The following is a 20,854-nucleotide window of genomic DNA, read 5'->3' as shown; positions in this document are numbered from 1 at the left end:
CTAAAACTCACATAACAATGAAAATAAAACACAACAGAGACATAAAATTCAATAAAAAGCTCTCCATGAACATGTGCAACATCCTTAATCGATGGACATTGTTCTTTTTCGTAATGTTCTCGTTAGGTTGTTCCGAATTCGTTATAGTTGACGCTCCAAAGAATTTATTGACATCAGATATTGTTTTCAAAGACAAATCGACAGTTGAATCAGCTTTAGCAAATATTTACTATAAAATGAGGGAAAAGGGTATGGTTTCTGGCGATTTTGGACTGACCACCACTATGGGGACATACAGTGATGAGCTTGATTATTTCGGTTCTGATACTGAGTACCAGAACTTATATCACAACAATGTCATGACTAATAACACCAAAATATTAGGATGGTGGAATCACGCCTACAACCTTGTCTATAGTGCAAACGACATCATTGAAGGTTTAGAAAACTCAGAAACTTTGTCCTCTTCTGACAAACAAATATTTCTGGGACAGTCATTGTTCGTACGCGCTTATATCCATTATCTATTGACTAATATCTTTGGTGATATCCCTTACATAACCTCCACCGATTATTTGGAAAATAACAAGATGTCCCGCATGTCTATATCTGAAGTAAATTCGCAGATAATTACCGATCTTGTTAATGCTACCTATTTTCTCAAAGATATTAATGCTATCGATGGAGAACGGGTCTGGCCGGGTTATCATGCCGCCATGGCATTATTAGCAAGAATGTATCTCTATAATGAACAATGGGAATTGGCAGCATCAACCGCTACTGTACTAATCGACAAATACAGTTTGGAAGAAGATGTGAACGATGTCTTTCTTAAAAAATCTTCAGAAACCATTTGGCAGCTTAAACCAGGCGAACACCCACGAAATACCCAAGAAGCTAACCAATTGATCATACGAAATATTCCCGGTCAAAAATATGCTCTTTCCAATTCATTATTGGATGATTTTGAGGCTGGGGACTTAAGATATGCTAAATGGGTGGATAGTATTTCTGATGCAGAAAACAACATAACATTATATTACGCCAATAAGTATAAAGCGAATTTTGGTGAATTGGAATCATTGGAATATTCTATAATCTTTAGATTGGCGGAACAGTATCTCATTCGGGCAGAGGCAATGGCCAATTTGGCAAATAAAGCTGCCGCACAACAGGACTTAAATACAATAAGAAACAGAGCAGGCCTACCCCCTACTCCTGCCAATACGGTTAATGACCTCTTGGATGCTATTTTACATGAACGACGCGTGGAACTATTTGCGGAGCACGGCCAGCGCTGGCTTGATCTTAAACGTACCGGTCGTACCCATGAAACTTTAAAAGACTTAAAACCTTATTGGCAAACAACCGATGTGCACCTTCCTATTCCAGAAGCTGAATTGGAACTAAATCGGAATTTACAACCCCAAAATGACGGTTATTAACGTAATAAAACATATTATGAAAAATATTGCATTAATCTGTTTATTGATAGGACTTAACATAAAGTTATCATTTGGTAATATCCAGACAATTATCGATCCGTCATCAACTTCAGAACAAGCCGCGAAACAACCATTTTTGACCACCTTAATGAAGAATGGGGACCTATTTCTGAACATACCACACCAATTACTGGATACGCCCATGTTGTTTGTAAGGTATGATCAAAGTATGGAACGAAAATTCATGCAAGTGGAGTGGTCCTTGCATAAAGATAAAATTCTATTAAAAGTCCCACCAATACATTCATCTGCTGGAAATATTTTGCCTTTAAAACCGAATCTTGCCCTGAGTGAAAATATTCTATCTATCTTTCCTGTGGAGCCTCAGAAGAACTATAAAGACATCTATACGGTCAACATCACCAATCTTGTTCTTAATCAAGTCATTGAATGGACTTCTGATTTTACAGAAAGCATTGTGCCACAGATCTCCATGCTTATGGATGTTAAAGGTTTGGAGAATGAAGTGATTATAAAAACCCAACGGGGAATAATTCTTAACCAATCTAAGGTTTCTATTCCTGTATTCTTTGGTTTTTGTGCCTTACCAAAACCTATGGAGTCTAGGCGGTATGATTATCGAATGGGCTTTTTTACTGAATTAGCCACAGTGAAAAACTTTGATACCAACAACAGAATAGCTAATATAACCAGATGGAGACTTCAAAAAAAAAATAAAGACCAATTAATTAGCGTCCCGATTAAGCCAATTACTTTCCTAATGTCACCTGAGATTCCAAAAAAATGGCGCCCATATATTAAAGCTGGAATAGAGGAGTGGTTGCCGGCATTCAAAGCAGCAGGATTTAACAATGCGATTGTCGTAAAGGAAGTTGAAAGCTTAGATAATTGGGCGTTGCATAGTATCAGTAATTCTGTTGTACATTGGGGACAAAAAAGATATTTAAGAGGTTTTGAAGATTCACGAGGTAGCACCATTTCTAAAATTATCGATCACAGGTCTGGCGAGATTTTAAAAGCTGATATTCATTTGGGTTCTTCCCTAAAATCCCTGACCGACAATTATTTCATCAGGGTTGGTCCTATGGACAAAAGGTCGCAAAAGTTTCCTTTTCCAGATGATCTTTTAGGCTCTTTGATCCAAGAATTAACTGCACACGAAGCAGGGCATGCGGTAGGAATAATGGATGGTAATTTTGGAGAATATAGCTATCCTTTTGAAAAAATGAATGATGTAAAATGGCTTGATACTATGGGCTATACTCCAAGTGTCATGAACTATACACGATATAATAACATCGTCCAACCCGAGGATAGCATTTCACCATCATTACTGATTAAAAAAGTGGGACCCGCGGATATTTACAATATTGAATGGGCCTACACCGAGTTCTCAAAGAGCATATCTGAAAATGAAAAAGAAGAAACATTGGAAGGAATGGTTAGATTACAGGATTCAATACCATGGTACCGTTATAACAATACTTTGTTTGAAATTATCGGTCCAGCGGCATCTAATGAGGTCGTTGAAACAAAAGATCCAGTGCGAAGCACTAATATGGCACTCAAGAACATCAAACGAGTTATTGCGCTATTGCCAATTGTGTGCAGTGATCAAAAAGATAATGCCAGATTGGAACGTCTATATAAAAAGACTCTTAAATTGTGGTGGAATCATATGAAACACGTATTGACTCTTATTGGAGGCTATGACATCCACTATAAGTCCATCAATCAACCAGGTAAGCTTTACACCCCAATTAATTGGAAGATTCAAGAAGAAGCACTTGATTTTCTATTAGAGAATGTATTCGATCCACCACATTGGTTAACAGAACCGGAATTTGAAGTAAGAACAATGTATTCAACTTATCCAGATTATGTTGTCTCCTATCAACAACAATTGCTTATAGATATGCTCGATGCCGCAAGATTTAAACGATTGAATTATCTGGAAACATTATCCGATCATAAAGGTTCTGTTCGAGATTATTTAACCAAACTTCAAACAGGACTTTTCAAAGAACTAAGTGGTAATGTCGTAGCTAAGAATCGACGGAAACAAGAAATACAAAAGACTTATATTGATATGTTAGTCATGGTGTTAGAAAAAAAACGAATGACTTTTGATGCTGAATCAAAATATTTTGATTATCCTGATTATATAAAAGGTCATATTATGGAGCAATTACTAATTTTAAAAGCGGAGATAGTGGGCTGGCTTAATAATAACAAAGATGCACCTACAGTTGGTCATTGGGAGTTTTGCTTAAAAAAACTTAATACATTATTATAAATAAAAGTCGGTTGATTGTGCTCAATAGAAAATAAGCTTTACATAAACCATTTGTTGAAAACAATCATAAAAGGGCGCCTTCAATGAAGGCACCCTTTTTTATTAACCATTCTTAATGATCAATCTTTACGCAATGCAATACTTTCGGTAGTTGGTTGTGAATACAACTGTTTACCCATAAACTCACATGCATTCTCCCCTACCGGTCCACATTCATCTCCGATTACCACGGACTGCCAACCAAACAATGGGTCAAAGTAGTGTGCAATTTGATTATCAGAAGTGGAATTTGTAGCAAAAGCGAAGCTCACGGCCATGACTATAACCAAGAGCGGTAAAATAAATTTAAAAACTTTAGTTTTCATAATACTTATATTAATAAATTATGATCTACTCTGTTTTACAGGTTTTCGATCTTCCCCTGTCACTACGTAGTAATATTTTAATTGAGATTATATTTCTGCTTCCTTTGAATTAGAATTCCGATTAGTGCGATCAAAAAAAAGAAACTATTAAAAATTAAATGATCCTTCCACCCTAACGCTTGCAACACCCCACCACATGAACAAGGAGTATTGGCTGCAGAATTTAATATGATAACGATATAAACTGTGAACAATATCATGAGGAAAAGTGACATATAGAGCCCCAAAAGGCGGGTTTTTACAAAACATAATAAACTGGCAATAAGCAGTTCTGTCACAACTACCACCCAAGACAACCAACCTGCCACTGGCCTCAACAATGTAGCCTGTCCCAATTGTATTTGAAACGTTTTAAAATCCAAAAGTTTACTCACCGCTGCATATACAAACAACAGAACGAACAGTAAACTGACCATCCACGGTATTTTTTTAGTAAAGGATTCTGGAACTCTCATATCATTTGATTTGATATGGTAAAGTTCGGGACATCTATTTGATTATAAGGGAGTAATTTTTGTAGAAAAGGGATTAAAAAATTGAAGTAATTAATAAAATCCTATACATTATTCATTTTGCGCATCTCGCTTGGCGAATGTCCATAGGCGTTTTTGAACGCTCTTGAAAAATGAGGCAAACTTTTGAAACCGGTCATTTCGGCAATACTTTTAAAGAGGCGGTCGCTGTAGAGCACCATCATCAATGCCTTTCTCAGACGCTCCTCAATCAAAAACTTATGGACCGTAGTGCCGTATAACTCCTTGAAACCATACTTGAGCTTAAATTCGTTGGTTCCAAGTTGTAGTGCAAATTCTTTAAGCGATGGAAAGTCATCCTCTAGATTGGCAAGAATCATGTCGTGGGCTCTTTTGATTTTTTGAATATCCTCCAAACTCAATCGTACTTTTGACTTTTTCAGTAAAGCGGTCCTGTCTTTTAAAGACCTCTTGTTTCCTTTAAGCTTTACTTTATTGATCTTACCAGAAATCCCAGATTGAAGTTTCTTTTGATAATTGGTATGGTGAATGACGGTGATAAGTGTGCGATAGCCTTGTGCATTTTTATAATATCTTGAGACATATACAGTTTTAGGTATCTCAAGGCCGCCTTTGGATTTGAATACCAAGTCGACGGAGGTATCATAGGCGCGCCTCTTTGCGCACTGCTGAAAAACATTTTTCCATTTTTTGACAGAACCCTCCGTTAAAAGTGCTTCAAAAGGTCGGTCAATGATATTCCTTTTACGGCGCGACAGGGTTTTACAAGCTAGCTTATTAACCATCTCAACCATTCCATGTTCATCAATGATGAAACTCATTTGAACAACATCCAAAATGGCAGCATTCCGATTGACATAACCCTGATGGATCAAAACGTCTTGAAACTCTTCTGCCAAAACATTAAAACCAAGGATAAAAGACTCAAGAATGTCATTATGTTCTGAGCGTTTGATTCTTTGGTAATAACTTCCTGATAACATTTTTAATAGCATCACTCTAAGTGAAGATAGTCTTTGTTCTATATGTTCTTCCATGGTAGCGAGCTTTTAAAAAATTTACCTGAACCTATTCAAAAATTTAATAGCCTCTTTATGGTTCAAAAACGATTTTGTAGGTATGGTAGGCGCATTGGTTGTTACATATATGTCGGATAACATTTCTGAAACTGGAGAATCAATAACAAAGGCAACGGCATTAACAAAAGCGGATCCTTCTAAGGATAAATAGGCACGTGCTGCTTTATTTATTCCCTGTATGGCCCTAATGTCACAAAGTACGGGCATAAATCGCCCTGCCTGTAACTGAAGTCGATCTTTTACTATACGGACCGATCTTGAAATGTCCAGGTCAATGTTCTTGTATATGACATGTACTATTCCATCAATTATCTCATAGGTTGCATAATCATTTTCAGCTAACATAATTAAGCATTTTTAAAAACTGGCAAACTCAAAATTACTAAATATACTATTGTTTTATTTAACCTATCAGGAGGGAGGATTAGCAAATAAGGATTAAAAACTTGCCTAAAACGGATAAATGTTTGACTAATCGGGATTATAGTTAGGTTAAATCCTACAAAATCGACCAAAAGATATTAAATTTTATCCCACATAAAAAATAAAAATCATGGCAAAAATCCAACACAACAACTTTTTAGATTCTGTAAATGATGTATTTACAGATGCAAAAAAGGCCGGCGTTCTACATTTATACGCCGACGGCAATCAGTTTTCCGGACGCACCATAAGCGTTGAAAACAATTCATTATTCCATTTTGGAACGACGGGATATTTAGGATTGGAACAAGACCCTCGTTTAAAAGAAGCGGCGATTACTGCCATTGACAAATATGGCACGCAGTTTCCGCTATCAAAGTCCTATATCTCCAACCCGCTTTATAAAGCGTTGGAAGAAAAGGTGTACGGTATGTACAACCATCCGATTGTGATTACCAAAAACAGCACCCTCGGGCATTTAGGCGTCATCCCGAGTGCTGTCAAAGATCAAGATGCCATTATCCTGGACCATCAGGTACACTGGAGTGTGCAAAGTGCGGCAAAAATCTTAAAAACAAGAAGTGTACCTATTGACATGATTCGCCATAACGATCTGAACATGTTGGAGGATAAAATCAAACGCCATTCGAATGGGAGACGAAAAATTTGGTATATGGCCGATGGTATTTATTCAATGTTTGGAGATTTTGCACCGGTTAAGGAATTAAAAATGTTAGGCGACAAATACCCACAATTGCATCTCTATTTTGATGACGTCCACGGAATGAGCTGGATTGGAAAGAATGGCTCTGGATATGTGATGAGTGAATTGGATGAACTTTCAGAAAACATGCTCTTGTTCGGGACCCTGAGCAAAACATTTGGTGCCAGTGGCTCGGTTTTGGTATGCCCCAATAAAAAAATGCATCAAGAAATAAAAACCTTTGGAGGTCCACTAACATTTTCCGCTCAACTTGAACCTGCTTCGGTTGCTGCCGCCACGGCCTCGGCGGAAATTCATTTAAGTACTGAAATCTATACGCTTCAATATGAGCTGGAACAACGCATCGCCTACTTTAATGATCTTATTCATGAGACGACATTGCCTCTTGTAGACAAAAACAATTCGCCTGTATTTTATATAGGAACAGGGATGCCAAAAACAGGCTACAACTTTGTGAACCGTTTAATGAAGGAAGGATATTATACAAATCTTGGGTTATTCCCTGCCGTTCCAGTTAAGAACACAGGGGTAAGAATAACGATATCTCTTCACAACCAAAAGGAAGAAATTAAGGGACTTGTGGATGCCATGGCTTACCATTTACCAAAAGCACTTGAGGAAACCCACACCGATCTCAATCGTGTCCATAGTGCCTTTAAGATGGAGCGCAAGCCAAAACCAAAAAAACAATTAACAAGCACAAATCTCAATTTTGGCATGGAAACTACAATAACTAAAATTGATAAAGCCCTTTGGAACTCCCATATAGGTCAGAATGGCATCCATAACTGGGACGGCCTACTTTTTCTCGAACAGACATTTAGGGGAAATCAATTAAAGGAGCACAACTGGGACTTTTACTATATTTTGATCCTTGACGAAAACGAGAAACCCGTTTTGGCTACTTTTATGACAGTGTGCTTATGGAAGGATGATATGTTCGCGAATGTAGTGGCATCAAAGACCATTGAAAAAGAACGTCTATCAGACCCTTATCATTTAACCTCAAAAGTGTTGTCATTGGGCTCCCTTTTTACCGAAGGAGAACATCTTTTTATAGACGAAGCACATCCTTTAAAGAATGATGCCCTCATAATGTTGATGAAAAACTTGGAAATATTGGAATCAGAGGCTGGTGCCCAGATGATTGTTTTACGTGATTTTACTGAAGCACACAGTTTACACAACTATTTTCAGGGCCAGGGCTTTGTTCGGATCCAAATGCCAAAGGCCTGCGAAATACACTTAGCAAACAACGAGTCGATAGAGCGCTATACTTCCAAACTTTCCGCAAGAAACAAAAGACATTTGAGAAAGGAAATTTTGGCCTATGAGCCCCGGTTGAACATATCTGTCCTACAGGAACTGGATTACGATCAGGTATCTCAGGTGTATAAATTATACACCAACGTCCAACAACATAATTTAGGTCTAAACACCTTTGTTTATCCCGAGAAACTATTCCTGCACATGTCTGAGCACCCCAATTGGGAATTTATAATCCTGTCCCCTAAGGACACGCCCCAAGAGATCATAGGCGTGATGTTCTGCTATAAAAACAAGCTGACCTATGTGCCTTCGTTAGTGGGGATGGATTACGACAAACTCAATCTTTACCACACTTACCGGCAATTGTTATATCAAACCATAAAAAGAGCTATCGATCTCAGTTTCCAACGTATTAATATAGGACTGACAGCTTCTTTTGAAAAAAGAAAACTTGGAGCCACAGTGGCAGACAACTACGCTTATGTTCAAACTTCTGACAACTTTACTTTGGAACTCATCGGCCTGATGGAATCCAAATAATTAGAAAAAGTGATAGTGTTTAAATATGAATTATCAAGAATTTATATCGGAATTTGAAATGCACCTCGATGCCCTAGAAACTAGAACCGATGATGTTTTATATAAAGCAGAACACGGCATTTCCCGTACGGAGAAATACATCAAATCACTACGCCAAAAGGTTGTTGAAATAGGTTTTAAAAGTAAGGAAGAGGAAATCAGCTTTTTCAAGCATATCAAGCCCCAAATCTTCAGTAAGCTCATTTATTATGTGAAACTTTTTAATATTGAGAGCAAACGCCCTAGGAGCAGTTCCAAATTCCAGATCAAATATCTCAATGAACACATCAACAAATTACAGGTGTACTTTAATGACAACCTAGAGTTTTACCACTATTATCGGAGAGGTGCCACCACACTGGATGCGGAATATTTCACCAGGGGCAAGTCAGATCTAAGGATGCCCACGGAATCCTATCATTTTTTTATAGACGATCAATTTGCCACATCCCAGGACAGTACCGTGGCCATGATCATGGCCTACGACATGCTTATTGTGTATTTAAAACAGGAAATTGAAAAATTGGAATCCAATAATCATGTAAATCATAATGTCATGAAAAACACATCGTCAAAACTATTTTGGACGGGAAACAAAACCGAATTAATTGAATTGATCTACGCCCTACATAGTAGTGGTGCAATTAATAGTGGTACGGCGGACATCAAAGAACTGGCTTCAGTATTTGAGCAGATGTTCAAAATTGATCTCGGCAACTACTACCACACTTTTATAGAAATCAGAGCTCGAAAATCGAGTAAAACTAAATTTCTGGATAAACTGACCGACTCCCTGAACAGACGGTTTGAAGACTCCGACGAATAATCCCTAGGTCATCCCAACTTGGGAAAAATTAATCCATCGCTTTCTGCATAGCTTTTGATACCGTTTAAAGGCAGAATCTCTGCACTTCTTTGTCGATATCCAATAAAACTCGTCAAATTCTATGACAATAATTCTTTCCCACCTCTGGACGGACTATTGATGCTTTGACAATAAAAGCCATCAAATTTGCATAACGAAAGTCAAATCGAAGATTCACGAACTCGTATTTATTAAAATATTTAAAGTCGTGAGCTAAATCAAGTCAGGGGCTATCACTTTTGTTGACATCAATGCGATAGTCCCTTTCACTAAAACCCTTTTATTATGCCGACAAGTATTATTACCACCGATGACCTTCGGGAATTCAAAATGGAATTGCTCGATGCCATTAAAACCCTTTTAGCCAAACAATCTAAAGGGCAATTAAAAAGATACCTCAAATCTTCTGAGGTTATGGATTTGCTACAGTTAAGCCCAGGAACCTTGCAAAATCTTCGTATCAATGGCACCCTACCCTACAGTAAAGTTGGTGGGATTATATACTACGATGCCGAAGAAATACAGGAGGTTCTTACAAAGAACCGGATACAGCACGGATTAAATTCTTAGGTCATGAACTACATAAAGCTACTTAATGCGGCTTTTGAAAAATTCTTTGTTGATGACCGTCTCAAGCCAACACATATCAGCCTTTACCTGGCATTGTTTCAGGAATGGAACTGTAACCGCTTTGGCGAAATCTTCAAGGTGAACCGCAGAGACCTGATGACCGCTTCAAAAATAGGGTCAAAATCCTCGTATCACCGATGCATCAGGGACCTCCACGATTGGGATTATCTCTCCTATATTCCTTCCAATAGTCCTTACAAAGGCAGCAAAATACAGATGTCAGTGTTATGGGTCGACGATGACAATGTCAAGGAACAAAACAATGCTGATTTGGAACAGGTTGATGATGGGTACCGTCCCAAAAATGAACCTGCTCAGGGACAGTACAGTCCCTTATTGGAACAGATAGCGGAACACTACCATCCCAGGACAGAACCCAAGTTGGGACGGTATGGTCCCAGACGGAGACTTATAATGGGATCTACTATAAACAATACCAAACAAGTAAACAATAACAAACAGCCAAAGGACTGGCAGACGGTTATTGATATTTTTGTTGAAAAAGGTTTTCATGCTGATGAAGGAAAAAAATTCTTCGAGTATTACGAGAGCCGGAATTGGAAAACAGGTGATGGCAACAGCATTCGAGATTGGCGTGCCCTCGCCAGTCATTGGATGGAAAAAGCCGAGTTATTCAAAAAAGACAGCAATGCAAACACAAAACCACCGTCCAAATTTAGGGACAACTTAAAAACCACCAAATACAAAGATTATGGCCAACCCCTCTAAAATTATCGAAAATGACGTAGAATATTCATTGGGTACGTTTGATGGCAAAACCGTGATTTATGATTTTGACCTGATCCTAACCTATTTATCCGTAAAGGGAAAGTTATTATTTGGTGACCACTTCAAAATTTACGAAGAAGACCTTGAAATTATTAGCAAACTATGCCATTATTTTATCAAGGACAGGACGTATTGCAAAAAAATGGATATAGATCCTACTAAAGGCATTCTTCTTTCAGGCCCCGTGGGATGCGGAAAAACGACATTGATGCGACTTTTAAGACATATCGTACCTCTGCAAAGACCGTATGAAGTTATTCCTTGCCGCAATATAGTGTTTAGTTTTAATCACCTTGGCTTTAAGACCATCGAAGATTACGGCAACAGTAAATCCTTCTGTTTTGATGATCTCGGCATAGAGCCTGCAGGCCGATTTTATGGAAAGGACTTAAATGTCATGGGTGAAGTGCTGTTATCCCGATACGAACTGTACCTGGATTCGAATAAAAGAATTAAAACGTACGCTACCACCAATCTCGGCGCCGATGAACTTGAAGAACATTATGGTCACCGGGTACGGAGCAGAATGCGGGAATTGTTTAATTTAATGGCCTTTGATGAAAGGGCAATTGATAAGAGAAAATGATTTATTTATGCCATGATTTGTAGATGATTACTAACTCTATAACAAATTGCGTCACTATTTCCCTTAAACGTTTGGTAAGCAAAAAATAAATCGCTTTCATAATCAATATTTCATTATTGTCAATAAAATTACTTGTGCAATGGCCTTCGCGTTCCGATTGCTGGATAGATACGCATGCTCATCTAAATTACTCAAAAAACCCATTTCCAAAAGTAATGAAGGACACTGGTCTACAGTCTCCCGTAACACCTGAAAATTCCCAAACTTCACACCCCTACTCTCAAATCCCAATTTTTCCTTGAACATCGCTTGCCATCCAAAAGCCAACCAGATGGCATTTCTCGCATATTGTGAGGTTACCTTAGACACATACACTTCAATTCCCCTAGCTTCCGAATTATTGGCATGGTTGCAATGCAAGGAAACAAATAGATCAGCTTCTAGGGCTTTCGCAAGTTTAGTTCTATCTGATAATGTTATGAGCGTATCACCATATCTGGTCAAATAAATATCGAGCGGTTTTTCCGCCAGTTCATTAAGCCTTAAAATTTCCTTCGCAACCCTCATTACAACATCCTTTTCTTGGATGCCATTTATTCCGATGGCACCAGTATCTTTTCCACCGTGTCCTACATCTATAATTATTGTTTTTTGAGTTGCCGATTCCTGTCCAAAAATGAAACACATTTTTAGAAGCAAAATGACAAAGCTGACGTTTTTGAGCACTTTTTTCATTTTTATTTTTCAGGATATCAACAAGAAGTGTACAAAATCCCATAAAATTTAACACCAAATAATAGTAAAGGAATTCAAATGAAATCAAATAATATTTTATTTATAAATATTTGATTATCAATTGTTTGTAAACAAATATATGTAAATTTCCGATAACGAAAACAATCAAAAATCTAAACTGTTCCGTTATGAAAAAATCAAACTATTTCGCAGCTATTATTTCACTGTTCTCTACTTCACTTTTTGCGCAGATTGGAGGTATTGAAGATTCCGTTAATGATGTTTCGGACACCATTAGAACAATTTTTCCAATTATTCTAGGGGTCATCTTCCTTGTGGGCTTTCTGTTTAACGCAGGACACTTCTTTGGGGAAAACGCAGATCTTAAAAAAGGGATTACAAGAGTTCTTGTGTTTGTCCTTATTGCTGGTGCGGTGGTCGGGATATTCACTTACCTAATCTCCATCGTCGTCTAACTCTTTAAGAGGAATATATTATTAAAGCGATATGAAGAAATTCGAGATCTATAAGAACATCAGGAAACGGGCGGTCATATTTGGACTGCCCATCTCCCTGTTTGCATTAATGATGGTGTCGATTATAGCTTCGCTCTTAATCATCATATTCTCTTTCAGCTTTATGTTGATTATTGGCATCCTGATTTTCAATGCAACCCTTTATGTAGCCCTGTCAAAATTGACCCACAATCCACAGCTTTTTCAAATAGTGAAAGCCTTTCCAAGAATTATCAGCAATAAAAAAAATTCCGGTTTTGATTATGAAGAAGATTAACCTTTCAGCCTATCGTCCAATTGCGGATATTCAGGACAATATCATTTTTGCCAATAATGGCAATGTAGTTGTGTGTTATGAAGGGATATTACCTGAAACATACTCTCTATCCGAAAAAGATTTTGAGGATTTACACGGTGCTTGGTTTCAGGCCTTAAAATCACTGGCTGTAGGTACCGTAGTTCACAAACAGGATATCTATATCAAGAAATTTTATACGTCCGAACAACTGCCCAATTCAACCTTTCTGGAAAAGGCAACGCACGACCATTTTAAAGGGCGTGAGTATATGGAACACCGTTGTTACTTGTTCTTCATACTTACCAAGAACAAAACATTGAACAACCCAAAATATGTCAATCCGCTCCGAAACGTCACCAAGGACATTGTTCAAAAATTAGACGATAACTTAAAGAGCTTCATTGGTTCTGTAAGCGATTCCGTTTCCTTTATCAATAACAGTAGAAAGATTGAACTTATTCCTCGCGAAGCGGAAGAAATCCAAGAATTGACCAATTCTTATTTCAATGGGTTCAATGAAGGATTTGACACCGATATTTTACTTGAAAAGAAAAGCGTCACTATAGGCGAAAACTATTTTGATGCCCTGGCCATCAATAGCGAACTGTGCTTTGGCGAAAGTGTACAGAGTAGCAAGACCAATGAGAAATTCACATCTGACGATTTTGTGTTTCATCAAGGGTTTATTGATGGTTTAGGGCTTACGCTCAACGAAAACCATATTGTCAACCAAATTATCTATTTGGACGATAAGCAAAAGTGGCGTAAGCTACTTGACAAGAAGGTCGAGGAACTTAACAAAAGTTCAAATTTCGGTTCGCAGAACAAAGTTGTTCTCGGCAAAATCCAACACATCCTTGACCAGATAAATGCCGATGACAATTCGAGGATTATTCGTGGTCATATCAACATCATCTATTGGGACAAAAATCCAGAAAATTTAGCTCGGATAGGTTCTAAAATCAAGACTGAATTCAAAGAATTGGATATCATCCCATATTATCCACGAGGCGAAGAACGAAAGAATTATATACTCAACAGTTATTGTTGTTTCTCTTCAAATTTCAGCAATACCGATATGTACGTGACGGATTTGAAACACGCGCTTTGCCTGTTCATCAATAACACCAATTATAAATCTGACCCTTCAGGAATTATTTTCAATGATAGAGAGCATAACATTCCTGTTTTAAAGGATGTTTGGGACGAACGTAAGAAACGCATCAAGGCACGGAACTTTGCCATTTTCGCACCTACTGGCGAAGGCAAATCATTTCTGGCCAATAATATCCTGCGTCAATATTTTGAAAGTGGCGTTCGTTTGGTCATTATTGACTTAGGTGGCTCTTACACCAAATTTGCCAAACTCTACCCAGAACAATATACGATTCTACGTTATGAAAGTGGAAAGAATCTCGGTATCAATCCATTTTATATCAGCGACATAAATGACCTGACACCCGAACGATTAGAAGACCTATCAGTTTTTCTCTTTGAGCTGTTTGCCTCGGATTTAAAAGTGACCAAGGCACAATCCGTTTCTGTCAAAAAAATCCTGCGCCATTATTACGATAGTATACCAGAGTATCACTCTCTGGATGGCTTCTACCACTTTATAGAGAGTAATCAAAAAGACCTCTTAAATCAACTAAAAATCCACCCCGACTACTTCAATGTTACCAGCTTCTTACACGTCATGTCGGAATATGTTGGCGATGGTCTATATAGCTTTCTATTTGAAGTTAGCGAAGACCAGACCTATAAAATTGAGGACAAACGCCTGATAGTTTTTGAACTGGATGAAGTCAAAGACAATAAAGAAATCCTGTCCGTAATGTTGAAACTCATAAAATCGGCTATCCAACGGACGATTTGGAAAAACCGTGCTGAAAAAGGCATGATCCTTTTTGATGAGTTTGCCAAGCAACTGAAGTTCGAGAACGTCCTCGAAAGTGTAGAATTCTACTACCAAGCCATCCGTAAACAGAACGGTGCCATCGGCATCATTCTGCAATCCATCAACCAACTTCCCAACAACGCCACTTCAGCAAGCATTCTGGAAAACACCCAAGTCATTTATAGTCTAAACAATGAAAAAGGCTATGCTGAATTGGTTAAGCGTCTCAATCTTTCAACTCACGATCTCAACCAATTAAAATCCATCAAGAACAATCTTACAGGGCCTCGAAAATACACGGAGATGTTTATCAAGATTGGAAAGCAAAGCAACATTTTCAGACTCGAAGTTCCCAAGGAGGTGTATGCAGCCTATCTCACGGATGGCCAGGAAAACGAGACCATAATGAAACTCTATGAGCAACATCGCGATATGAAAAAAGCCATCATTGAATTCACTTCTAAATCCATATAAAATGAAAATCAAATTTCTCACCACCGGAATCGCCTTGCTACTAAGTTTTAGTTTACATGCCCAAGGCATGCCTGTTTACGACAACACCAACTTTGTAAGCTTGGTGAAATCACTCGTAGAATCAGCCAAACAGACCTCACAGCTTTTAAAAACCGCTGAGTTTCTAAAACAGCAAAAGGAGAATCTCGAGACCGTCAACAATGTGGTCCGACAGATGAATGCCGTCAGGGAGATTGGGCGGAACAACCAGCGGTTGATCCAGGTCATGCAGAATGATTTAAGGGACATTCTCAATTCCCCTTATATAAAGCCAGATGAAATGACACGCATTTCAGAATCCTTCACTGCCATCGTCGAAAATTCACTGGAGACCATGGTCTTTATTGATCAGATCCTATCCAGTGACTATCTCAAAATGAGCGATGCCGAACGTGCCACCATACTGAAACAGAAAGAGGAAGAATCCAAAGAAATGGTTTCCAATATTGGCATTCGGACGCGGCGCTACAAAGACATTATTTCCTTCAGAAAAATGCAGGACAAAATCAATAACCGGGACACAGAATACTAAACATGACCAGTATGATTATTTTAGGAATCGGACTGGAATATATCGATACGATTTTCCAGACCATACAGAACAGCAGTTTTTCGCAATATACCATTGCGGGCATGAAGACGCTTGCCGTACTGTTTTTTCTGGTCAATATTCTTAAAAAATACAATGAAGGCATCGTGGACAAGGACGGCTACACCTGGGGATTGAGCCCTACCGAACTGGCCAAAAATTTTGCAGTAGTCCTCTTGGTGATCTTCTCAACACAGGTACTGGGGTTTTTTGATGCCATTTTAGTGGCGATCGAGTCACAGTATCGTGGGACCGCCCCTGCCCTTCTACCTCTGCATTTGCAGGACATTGACATAGAAGCGGACATCAATCTCATGGATGCGATGAAAAGCGCTATGACCTTGCTTTATGAAGCCTTGGTCACCCCGCTGTACGGATTCAAGATTTTGGCTTTCATTCTGAGTGTCATCCTGTGGATCCTTGACCTGTTCATCTATCCACTTTTTTTGGCGGAACGCTTTTTTCTTTTGGGGATCATGCAGGCATTTTTTCCGTTGGTCATCAGCCTGGCGGTATTCGAGAAGTTCCGGTCGCTTGCGTATTCCTTTTTTAAGCTTTACGCTGCAGTATATATGCTCGTTCCTGCATTTTTCTTGGTCAACATCTTTATCAATGCGATTTACACTGAAATAAACACCAATTTTTGGACCAACCTATTCGGTACCGACTTCGGGCAAGGGTTCTTCGCACCGGTGGTACAGTTGGGTTCAATAGGTTTTATCGTGTTTCTAAAATTCAAGTTATATGCGCGCGCCACCTCCTTCACTCTCAGATTATTCAACAACTAAAGTAGCATGTCATGAAAACACCATATCAGAACATTTATAACCTCATCAAACTGAATAGACTTATCGTTTTGGCAGTCGTTGTTTGTGCTTTTACAACCAGTACATTCTCCGTTTGGATGGCCTTCACAACCCATAAAAATGCGCTCAACCATGCTTTCGCCATCAACACCGATGGCAGTGTTATTCCCCTAAAGCTCGTCACCCAAAAAGAGAATTTTACGGTGGAAGCCCTATCACATTTGGAACTGTTCCATACCTATTTTTATAATATCGATGCGAGCAATTATGAGCGTCACCTACAAAAAGCACTGTGGCTGGGCAATAGTTCAGTGGACAATGTGTACCGACAGAAAAAGGCCGATGGGGTGTACAATCGTTTGCTGCAATATTCATTGCTTCAAAAAGTGTTGCGCATTGATTCGAGAATTACTGAATCCAACGGCACCTATACATTTATCACAACCACCATTTTTGAAATCAACAGAGGGTCGATCACCGACACCTATGAACTCGTGTCCACGGGCAGTTTGATTCTGGTTGATCGGAATTTCCCGAACAATCCGCATGGATTATTGATCACCGATTATTTTGAAAACACCTTAAAAAAGACCTCCAATGAAAGTAGAAAAAAATAAAATTGTCTTTGTTACTGTATTGGCAGTGATTGTCATATTCCTGATTGCCTATTCCTTGATGGTTATGGGCGATGATAAAAGTGAGAGTGAAAATCTCGAACACACCTTGATTCCACCTATAGAAGAGAATCAAAAACAGTACAGATCCAAATTGGACGCCATCAACGACCTAAAGGACGTACGGGAAACCACTGTGCCAAGTATCTATGATGAAAAACTGATGGACTCCCTGGGCTTTTATGATCGGGACTTACCCGATCGAGAAAAAGAGCGGATTGTGGATAGCATCTATTCCGCAGGGAAAATTAAATATTCTGAACGGACCTATCAGAATCTTGGAGATAAAAAACCAGCAACCAAAAAAGTACAAGAAATAGATTCAATGGAAATAAAAAGGGAACAGCAGATTGCAGCGAAGGAATTGGGTCTGGAACATCAACTGTTCTTTGCCGCCTCACCCAAAGCTGATGAAAGCTCATTTATCGGGACTACCGATGAAACCATACATGTCGTTGTTGATGGCGACCAGATCGTGAAAGCCAATAGTCGCTTGCGAATGCGACTTACCAAAGCTGCAGTGATCAATAACAGGAAATTGCCAAAAAATACCCTTGTATTTGGATTTATTAGTTTCCAGCCCAATCGTGCACTGATCAACATCGAAAACATCCAACATCAGCCTACCAAGCTCAAAGCCTTTGACCTGCAAGATGGTAGCGAGGGCATTTATATTGAAAATAATTTTCGTGCTGAAGCCACCCATGAAGTGGTGGACGACCTTATTGGGGACATCAATATTCCGAGTGTACCACAAGTGGGCGGTATCACTAAGGTATTGAAACGCAATAATCGCAGCATTAAAGTAACCATACTGAACAATTACAAACTTATTTTAAAACCAAGGCCATAGGCCTATTAGATATTAAAAATCTGACTCTTATGAAAACCTATATTATTATTTCAACTGTTTTTATCTGCATGTTCTTGCCACAACTTTGCTCAGCACAAGACGCAATAAGAACGCCCCAAGCTCTGGACACCATTTATGCCAATGACACCAAGAATGTCGCCCTTTTTTTTCCTGAACCCATCCGACAGGGCATCACCGGGTCCGCTCATTTTGTTTTTACTTATAACCGTGAGAAGGAGCACTATTTCGGACTGCTACAAGCGACCCCTGGAAAGGACAGCAATCTTTTGGTCATCAATAGAGATGGTTCGGTATTCTCGTATATTGTCAGCTATAAAGAGAAGCTTTCAAAGCTCAATTATTTCATTCCAATCTCCAGCAGCATCGGAAACGAAAAACCAATACCGAGGGACTTCATTCCAGCGACATCCAAAGAAATCAACAATGAGAACAAGGCATACTACCACCAAGAATTAAGTTCCCATCTTCTTGAGCGGAAACCTCGCAGAGGCAAGACCAAAAAACGACGGCAGAACATTGTTTTGGGCGTGGAAGCTATCGTTTACAATCAAAATGAATTTTACTTCGTTATCAAAATCGATAACAAGTCCACACTGGATTACGATATCAACTTCCTAAAGCTTTCGATCGCAACAAAACAGAAAGGAAAACGTAAATCTGTACAACGTCTCTATAAAGAGCCAATTTTCACAAAGCACCTGCCCTCCAAAATTATAAAAGGTGAATCGGTGCGATTAGTTTATGTGCTGCCAAAATTCTCACTCTCAAGCAACCGTAGGGCTATTTTAGAGTTGAACGAAAAAGATGGAGAACGCCATGTCGAAATGCGAATATCGCATAGACTTATAAACAATCCACATTAATGTACCTTAAATAGTGTCCAATTGTGATTTGGAATAGAAATGTTTAGCTTGAAGACTTGTTTATCAACAACCTTTACAGATCCTTAATTCTCTGTTTCCTTTCTGAAACATTTTGACCCAAACACTATGGCTATATTGATTTTAACCGAACTAACTTTTGAAAAACATGTTCTTGTGTAAAAAACGCGAAGGCAATTTATATAAACGACTACAAATTCACTGTAACTATTTCAGCACATAATCGGAAATATTCCGATTATGTGCTTGCTCCATTACATATTAATGCTATATTTGTATTAATTAATCGGAAAATATCCGATTATCATTCATAAAAATTACATCATGGAGTTTAGACAGAGGATAAAGGAATATGCAGAAACACCTATATCCAGGCACCTGATTTTAGATATATTAAAAGATTATAAGCGTCCAAATGATAAAATCAGTGAGTTGCTTAAAAGCAAAAAGCTTATTTCAATCAGAAGAGGACTATATATAACAGGACCTAAATTGGACTTACCAACACCAGAACCATTTCTGATAGCCAATCACCTTAGGGGACCGAGTTACGTTTCCTTAGAATCCGCATTGTCCTATTGGAACATGATACCGGAAAGGGCCTATGAAATAAGTTCAGTAACCCTACAAACTTCAAAGATATATAAAACTGCTGTTGGACGTTTTAGTTACCAACAATCAAAGGCTCCTTATTATTCATATGGGATAAAAAACATAGACTATTCACCTAAACAAACCGTGTTAATTGCGTCACCAGAAAAGGCCTTGTGCGACAAAATAGTTCTAACACCCAAAATTCATCTTAGAAGCATCAAACAAACACGGGAATTTTTAACGGAAGATCTTCGCATGGACAGTGATGTATTAAGCACATTAAATACAAAAATCATGGACTTATGGATTGAAAGCGCTCCTAAAAAAAGTAGTCTAAAAATGCTTATTAAAACGCTGATGGAATTATGATAAAAGAATGGATAGAGGAATATAACCCTCAGAATGAGGAAGAGATATTATCTGCATTACGAGAAATAATGCAAGAAATTACTTTAGCAGGCTTATCAAGAACTGATTTTTTTGAGCAGGCAGCTTTTTATGGAGGAACCGCGCTCCGGATTTTCTATAGATTGGATAGATATTCAGAAGATTTGGATTTCTCATTACTTAAGCCCAATCCCCATTTTTCAATTGAGCCCTATTTCAATGCCATTATAGATGAATTTAAGTCATTGGGCCTGACCATTCGTATCAAGGAAAAGAAAAAAACAAAACAAACGGCTATCGATTCTGCTTTTCTAAAAGCCGAAACCATATGGCAAGAAATTGTACTAGAAGACATCATCAGGGAAACAGGAGTGCGCTCCAACAAGACCTTAAAGATAAAAATAGAAGTTGATCGACAGCCTCCACTAGATTTCCAAACCGAAGAAAAGTTATTGCTCCGTCCATT

The 20,854-nt window shown here is 38.5% G+C and carries 22 protein-coding genes; 17 read left to right on the top strand and 5 right to left on the bottom strand.

Annotated features, from left to right (window positions below; all coding sequences use genetic code 11):
• Positions 1–17 precede the first annotated feature (17 nt).
• Together H3Z82_RS10185 and H3Z82_RS10180 are read left to right on the top strand one after the other, a co-directional pair.
• Positions 18–1,445: a RagB/SusD family nutrient uptake outer membrane protein gene (locus H3Z82_RS10185; RefSeq protein WP_182205405.1), complete on the top strand. Its 1,428-nt coding sequence runs from the start codon at positions 18–20 to the stop codon at positions 1,443–1,445.
• Between the two features lie 16 nt (positions 1,446–1,461).
• Positions 1,462–3,762, top strand: coding sequence for a zinc-dependent metalloprotease (locus H3Z82_RS10180; protein ID WP_182205404.1), 2,301 nt, complete (start codon positions 1,462–1,464; stop codon positions 3,760–3,762).
• Positions 3,763–3,881: 119 nt separating this feature from the next.
• Here the strand turns inward: H3Z82_RS10180 and H3Z82_RS10175 are convergent, their stop codons facing one another.
• The 4 genes from H3Z82_RS10175 to H3Z82_RS10160 form a co-directional block, all read right to left on the bottom strand.
• The gene (locus H3Z82_RS10175; RefSeq protein ID WP_182205403.1) at positions 3,882–4,127 is read right to left on the bottom strand and encodes a DUF6520 family protein; all 246 of its coding nucleotides are present in this window, start codon (positions 4,125–4,127) and stop codon (positions 3,882–3,884) included.
• A 77-nt stretch (positions 4,128–4,204) separates the two neighbouring features.
• Positions 4,205–4,642, bottom strand: a complete 438-nt coding sequence (locus tag H3Z82_RS10170) for a MauE/DoxX family redox-associated membrane protein (RefSeq protein ID WP_182205402.1) — start codon at positions 4,640–4,642, stop codon at positions 4,205–4,207.
• Between the two features lie 101 nt (positions 4,643–4,743).
• Positions 4,744–5,718 carry a helix-turn-helix domain-containing protein gene (locus H3Z82_RS10165; protein WP_182205401.1) on the bottom strand — a complete coding sequence of 325 codons (975 nt, stop codon included), beginning with the start codon at positions 5,716–5,718 and terminating at the stop codon, positions 4,744–4,746.
• Between the two features lie 21 nt (positions 5,719–5,739).
• Positions 5,740–6,105 carry a DUF7793 family protein gene (locus H3Z82_RS10160; protein ID WP_182205400.1) on the bottom strand — a complete coding sequence of 122 codons (366 nt, stop codon included), beginning with the start codon at positions 6,103–6,105 and terminating at the stop codon, positions 5,740–5,742.
• 208 nt (positions 6,106–6,313) lie between these two features.
• On the opposite strand from H3Z82_RS10160, the gene H3Z82_RS10155 reads away from it, so the two are divergent.
• The 5 genes from H3Z82_RS10155 (at position 6,314) to H3Z82_RS10135 (ending at position 11,625) form a co-directional block, all read left to right on the top strand.
• The gene (locus tag H3Z82_RS10155; RefSeq protein ID WP_182205399.1) at positions 6,314–8,716 is read left to right on the top strand and encodes an aminotransferase class I/II-fold pyridoxal phosphate-dependent enzyme; all 2,403 of its coding nucleotides are present in this window, start codon (positions 6,314–6,316) and stop codon (positions 8,714–8,716) included.
• Positions 8,717–8,741: 25 nt separating this feature from the next.
• Complete coding sequence (locus H3Z82_RS10150) at positions 8,742–9,581, top strand: RteC domain-containing protein (RefSeq protein ID WP_182205398.1); 840 nt, start codon at positions 8,742–8,744, stop codon at positions 9,579–9,581.
• A 324-nt stretch (positions 9,582–9,905) separates the two neighbouring features.
• On the top strand, positions 9,906–10,190 hold the full coding sequence (locus tag H3Z82_RS10145; RefSeq protein WP_182205397.1) for a helix-turn-helix domain-containing protein: 285 nt from the start codon (positions 9,906–9,908) through the stop codon (positions 10,188–10,190).
• 3 nt (positions 10,191–10,193) lie between these two features.
• Positions 10,194–10,979, top strand: coding sequence for a hypothetical protein (locus H3Z82_RS10140; protein ID WP_182205396.1), 786 nt, complete (start codon positions 10,194–10,196; stop codon positions 10,977–10,979).
• Positions 10,963–11,625, top strand: coding sequence for a P-loop NTPase family protein (locus tag H3Z82_RS10135; protein WP_182205395.1), 663 nt, complete (start codon positions 10,963–10,965; stop codon positions 11,623–11,625). The genes H3Z82_RS10140 and H3Z82_RS10135 overlap by 17 nt, the downstream gene beginning before the upstream one ends.
• A 102-nt stretch (positions 11,626–11,727) precedes the next feature.
• On the opposite strand, the gene H3Z82_RS10130 is transcribed toward H3Z82_RS10135, so the two are convergent.
• Positions 11,728–12,360: an N-acetylmuramoyl-L-alanine amidase family protein gene (locus H3Z82_RS10130; RefSeq protein WP_182205394.1), complete on the bottom strand. Its 633-nt coding sequence runs from the start codon at positions 12,358–12,360 to the stop codon at positions 11,728–11,730.
• 188 nt (positions 12,361–12,548) lie between these two features.
• On the opposite strand from H3Z82_RS10130, the gene H3Z82_RS10125 reads away from it, so the two are divergent.
• From H3Z82_RS10125 to H3Z82_RS10080, 10 genes are all read left to right on the top strand, one after another.
• Complete coding sequence (locus tag H3Z82_RS10125) at positions 12,549–12,836, top strand: hypothetical protein (protein WP_182205393.1); 288 nt, start codon at positions 12,549–12,551, stop codon at positions 12,834–12,836.
• Between the two features lie 31 nt (positions 12,837–12,867).
• Entirely contained in the window at positions 12,868–13,152 is a 285-nt protein-coding gene (locus H3Z82_RS10120; protein WP_182205392.1) for a hypothetical protein, read from the top strand.
• Positions 13,139–15,544 (top strand): TraG family conjugative transposon ATPase, encoded by a 2,406-nt coding sequence (locus H3Z82_RS10115; RefSeq protein WP_182205391.1) that lies wholly within the window; start codon positions 13,139–13,141, stop codon positions 15,542–15,544. Before H3Z82_RS10120 ends, H3Z82_RS10115 begins: the two co-directional genes overlap by 14 nt.
• A gap of 1 nt (position 15,545) precedes the next feature.
• A complete protein-coding gene (locus tag H3Z82_RS10110) occupies positions 15,546–16,115 on the top strand; it encodes a conjugal transfer protein (RefSeq protein ID WP_182205390.1) in 570 nt (189 codons plus the stop codon).
• A gap of 2 nt (positions 16,116–16,117) precedes the next feature.
• Positions 16,118–16,960 (top strand): hypothetical protein, encoded by an 843-nt coding sequence (locus H3Z82_RS10105; RefSeq protein ID WP_182205389.1) that lies wholly within the window; start codon positions 16,118–16,120, stop codon positions 16,958–16,960.
• A gap of 11 nt (positions 16,961–16,971) precedes the next feature.
• Positions 16,972–17,595 carry a conjugal transfer protein TraK gene (locus tag H3Z82_RS10100; protein ID WP_182205388.1) on the top strand — a complete coding sequence of 208 codons (624 nt, stop codon included), beginning with the start codon at positions 16,972–16,974 and terminating at the stop codon, positions 17,593–17,595.
• Positions 17,576–18,505: a conjugative transposon protein TraM gene (traM, locus tag H3Z82_RS10095; protein ID WP_182205387.1), complete on the top strand. Its 930-nt coding sequence runs from the start codon at positions 17,576–17,578 to the stop codon at positions 18,503–18,505. Before H3Z82_RS10100 ends, traM begins: the two co-directional genes overlap by 20 nt.
• 29 nt (positions 18,506–18,534) lie before the next feature.
• A complete protein-coding gene (locus tag H3Z82_RS10090; RefSeq protein WP_182205386.1) occupies positions 18,535–19,389 on the top strand; it encodes a DUF4138 domain-containing protein in 855 nt (284 codons plus the stop codon).
• 342 nt (positions 19,390–19,731) lie between these two features.
• Positions 19,732–20,370 carry a type IV toxin-antitoxin system AbiEi family antitoxin domain-containing protein gene (locus H3Z82_RS10085; RefSeq protein WP_182205385.1) on the top strand — a complete coding sequence of 213 codons (639 nt, stop codon included), beginning with the start codon at positions 19,732–19,734 and terminating at the stop codon, positions 20,368–20,370.
• Positions 20,367–20,854 (top strand): nucleotidyl transferase AbiEii/AbiGii toxin family protein (locus tag H3Z82_RS10080; protein WP_182205384.1); only part of this gene is annotated, 488 nt, incomplete at its 3' end. The genes H3Z82_RS10085 and H3Z82_RS10080, both read left to right, overlap by 4 nt.

Source organism: Gelidibacter maritimus (genome assembly GCF_014062315.1).
Lineage (GTDB): Bacteria > Bacteroidota > Bacteroidia > Flavobacteriales > Flavobacteriaceae > Gelidibacter > Gelidibacter maritimus.
The sequence above is the reverse complement of the archived record's forward strand: the minus strand, read 5'-3'. Positions and strand labels throughout refer to the sequence as shown.

Coding starts and splice junctions, on each gene's coding strand:
- H3Z82_RS10185 (WP_182205405.1), top strand. CDS start 18: ATGAAAATAAAACACAACAGAGACATAAAATTCAATAAAAAGCTCTCC.
- H3Z82_RS10180 (WP_182205404.1), top strand. CDS start 1,462: ATGAAAAATATTGCATTAATCTGTTTATTGATAGGACTTAACATAAAG.
- H3Z82_RS10175 (WP_182205403.1), bottom strand. CDS start 4,127: ATGAAAACTAAAGTTTTTAAATTTATTTTACCGCTCTTGGTTATAGTC.
- H3Z82_RS10170 (WP_182205402.1), bottom strand. CDS start 4,642: ATGAGAGTTCCAGAATCCTTTACTAAAAAAATACCGTGGATGGTCAGT.
- H3Z82_RS10165 (WP_182205401.1), bottom strand. CDS start 5,718: ATGGAAGAACATATAGAACAAAGACTATCTTCACTTAGAGTGATGCTA.
- H3Z82_RS10160 (WP_182205400.1), bottom strand. CDS start 6,105: ATGTTAGCTGAAAATGATTATGCAACCTATGAGATAATTGATGGAATA.
- H3Z82_RS10155 (WP_182205399.1), top strand. CDS start 6,314: ATGGCAAAAATCCAACACAACAACTTTTTAGATTCTGTAAATGATGTA.
- H3Z82_RS10150 (WP_182205398.1), top strand. CDS start 8,742: ATGAATTATCAAGAATTTATATCGGAATTTGAAATGCACCTCGATGCC.
- H3Z82_RS10145 (WP_182205397.1), top strand. CDS start 9,906: ATGCCGACAAGTATTATTACCACCGATGACCTTCGGGAATTCAAAATG.
- H3Z82_RS10140 (WP_182205396.1), top strand. CDS start 10,194: ATGAACTACATAAAGCTACTTAATGCGGCTTTTGAAAAATTCTTTGTT.
- H3Z82_RS10135 (WP_182205395.1), top strand. CDS start 10,963: ATGGCCAACCCCTCTAAAATTATCGAAAATGACGTAGAATATTCATTG.
- H3Z82_RS10130 (WP_182205394.1), bottom strand. CDS start 12,360: ATGAAAAAAGTGCTCAAAAACGTCAGCTTTGTCATTTTGCTTCTAAAA.
- H3Z82_RS10125 (WP_182205393.1), top strand. CDS start 12,549: ATGAAAAAATCAAACTATTTCGCAGCTATTATTTCACTGTTCTCTACT.
- H3Z82_RS10120 (WP_182205392.1), top strand. CDS start 12,868: ATGAAGAAATTCGAGATCTATAAGAACATCAGGAAACGGGCGGTCATA.
- H3Z82_RS10115 (WP_182205391.1), top strand. CDS start 13,139: ATGAAGAAGATTAACCTTTCAGCCTATCGTCCAATTGCGGATATTCAG.
- H3Z82_RS10110 (WP_182205390.1), top strand. CDS start 15,546: ATGAAAATCAAATTTCTCACCACCGGAATCGCCTTGCTACTAAGTTTT.
- H3Z82_RS10105 (WP_182205389.1), top strand. CDS start 16,118: ATGACCAGTATGATTATTTTAGGAATCGGACTGGAATATATCGATACG.
- H3Z82_RS10100 (WP_182205388.1), top strand. CDS start 16,972: ATGAAAACACCATATCAGAACATTTATAACCTCATCAAACTGAATAGA.
- traM (WP_182205387.1), top strand. CDS start 17,576: ATGAAAGTAGAAAAAAATAAAATTGTCTTTGTTACTGTATTGGCAGTG.
- H3Z82_RS10090 (WP_182205386.1), top strand. CDS start 18,535: ATGAAAACCTATATTATTATTTCAACTGTTTTTATCTGCATGTTCTTG.
- H3Z82_RS10085 (WP_182205385.1), top strand. CDS start 19,732: ATGGAGTTTAGACAGAGGATAAAGGAATATGCAGAAACACCTATATCC.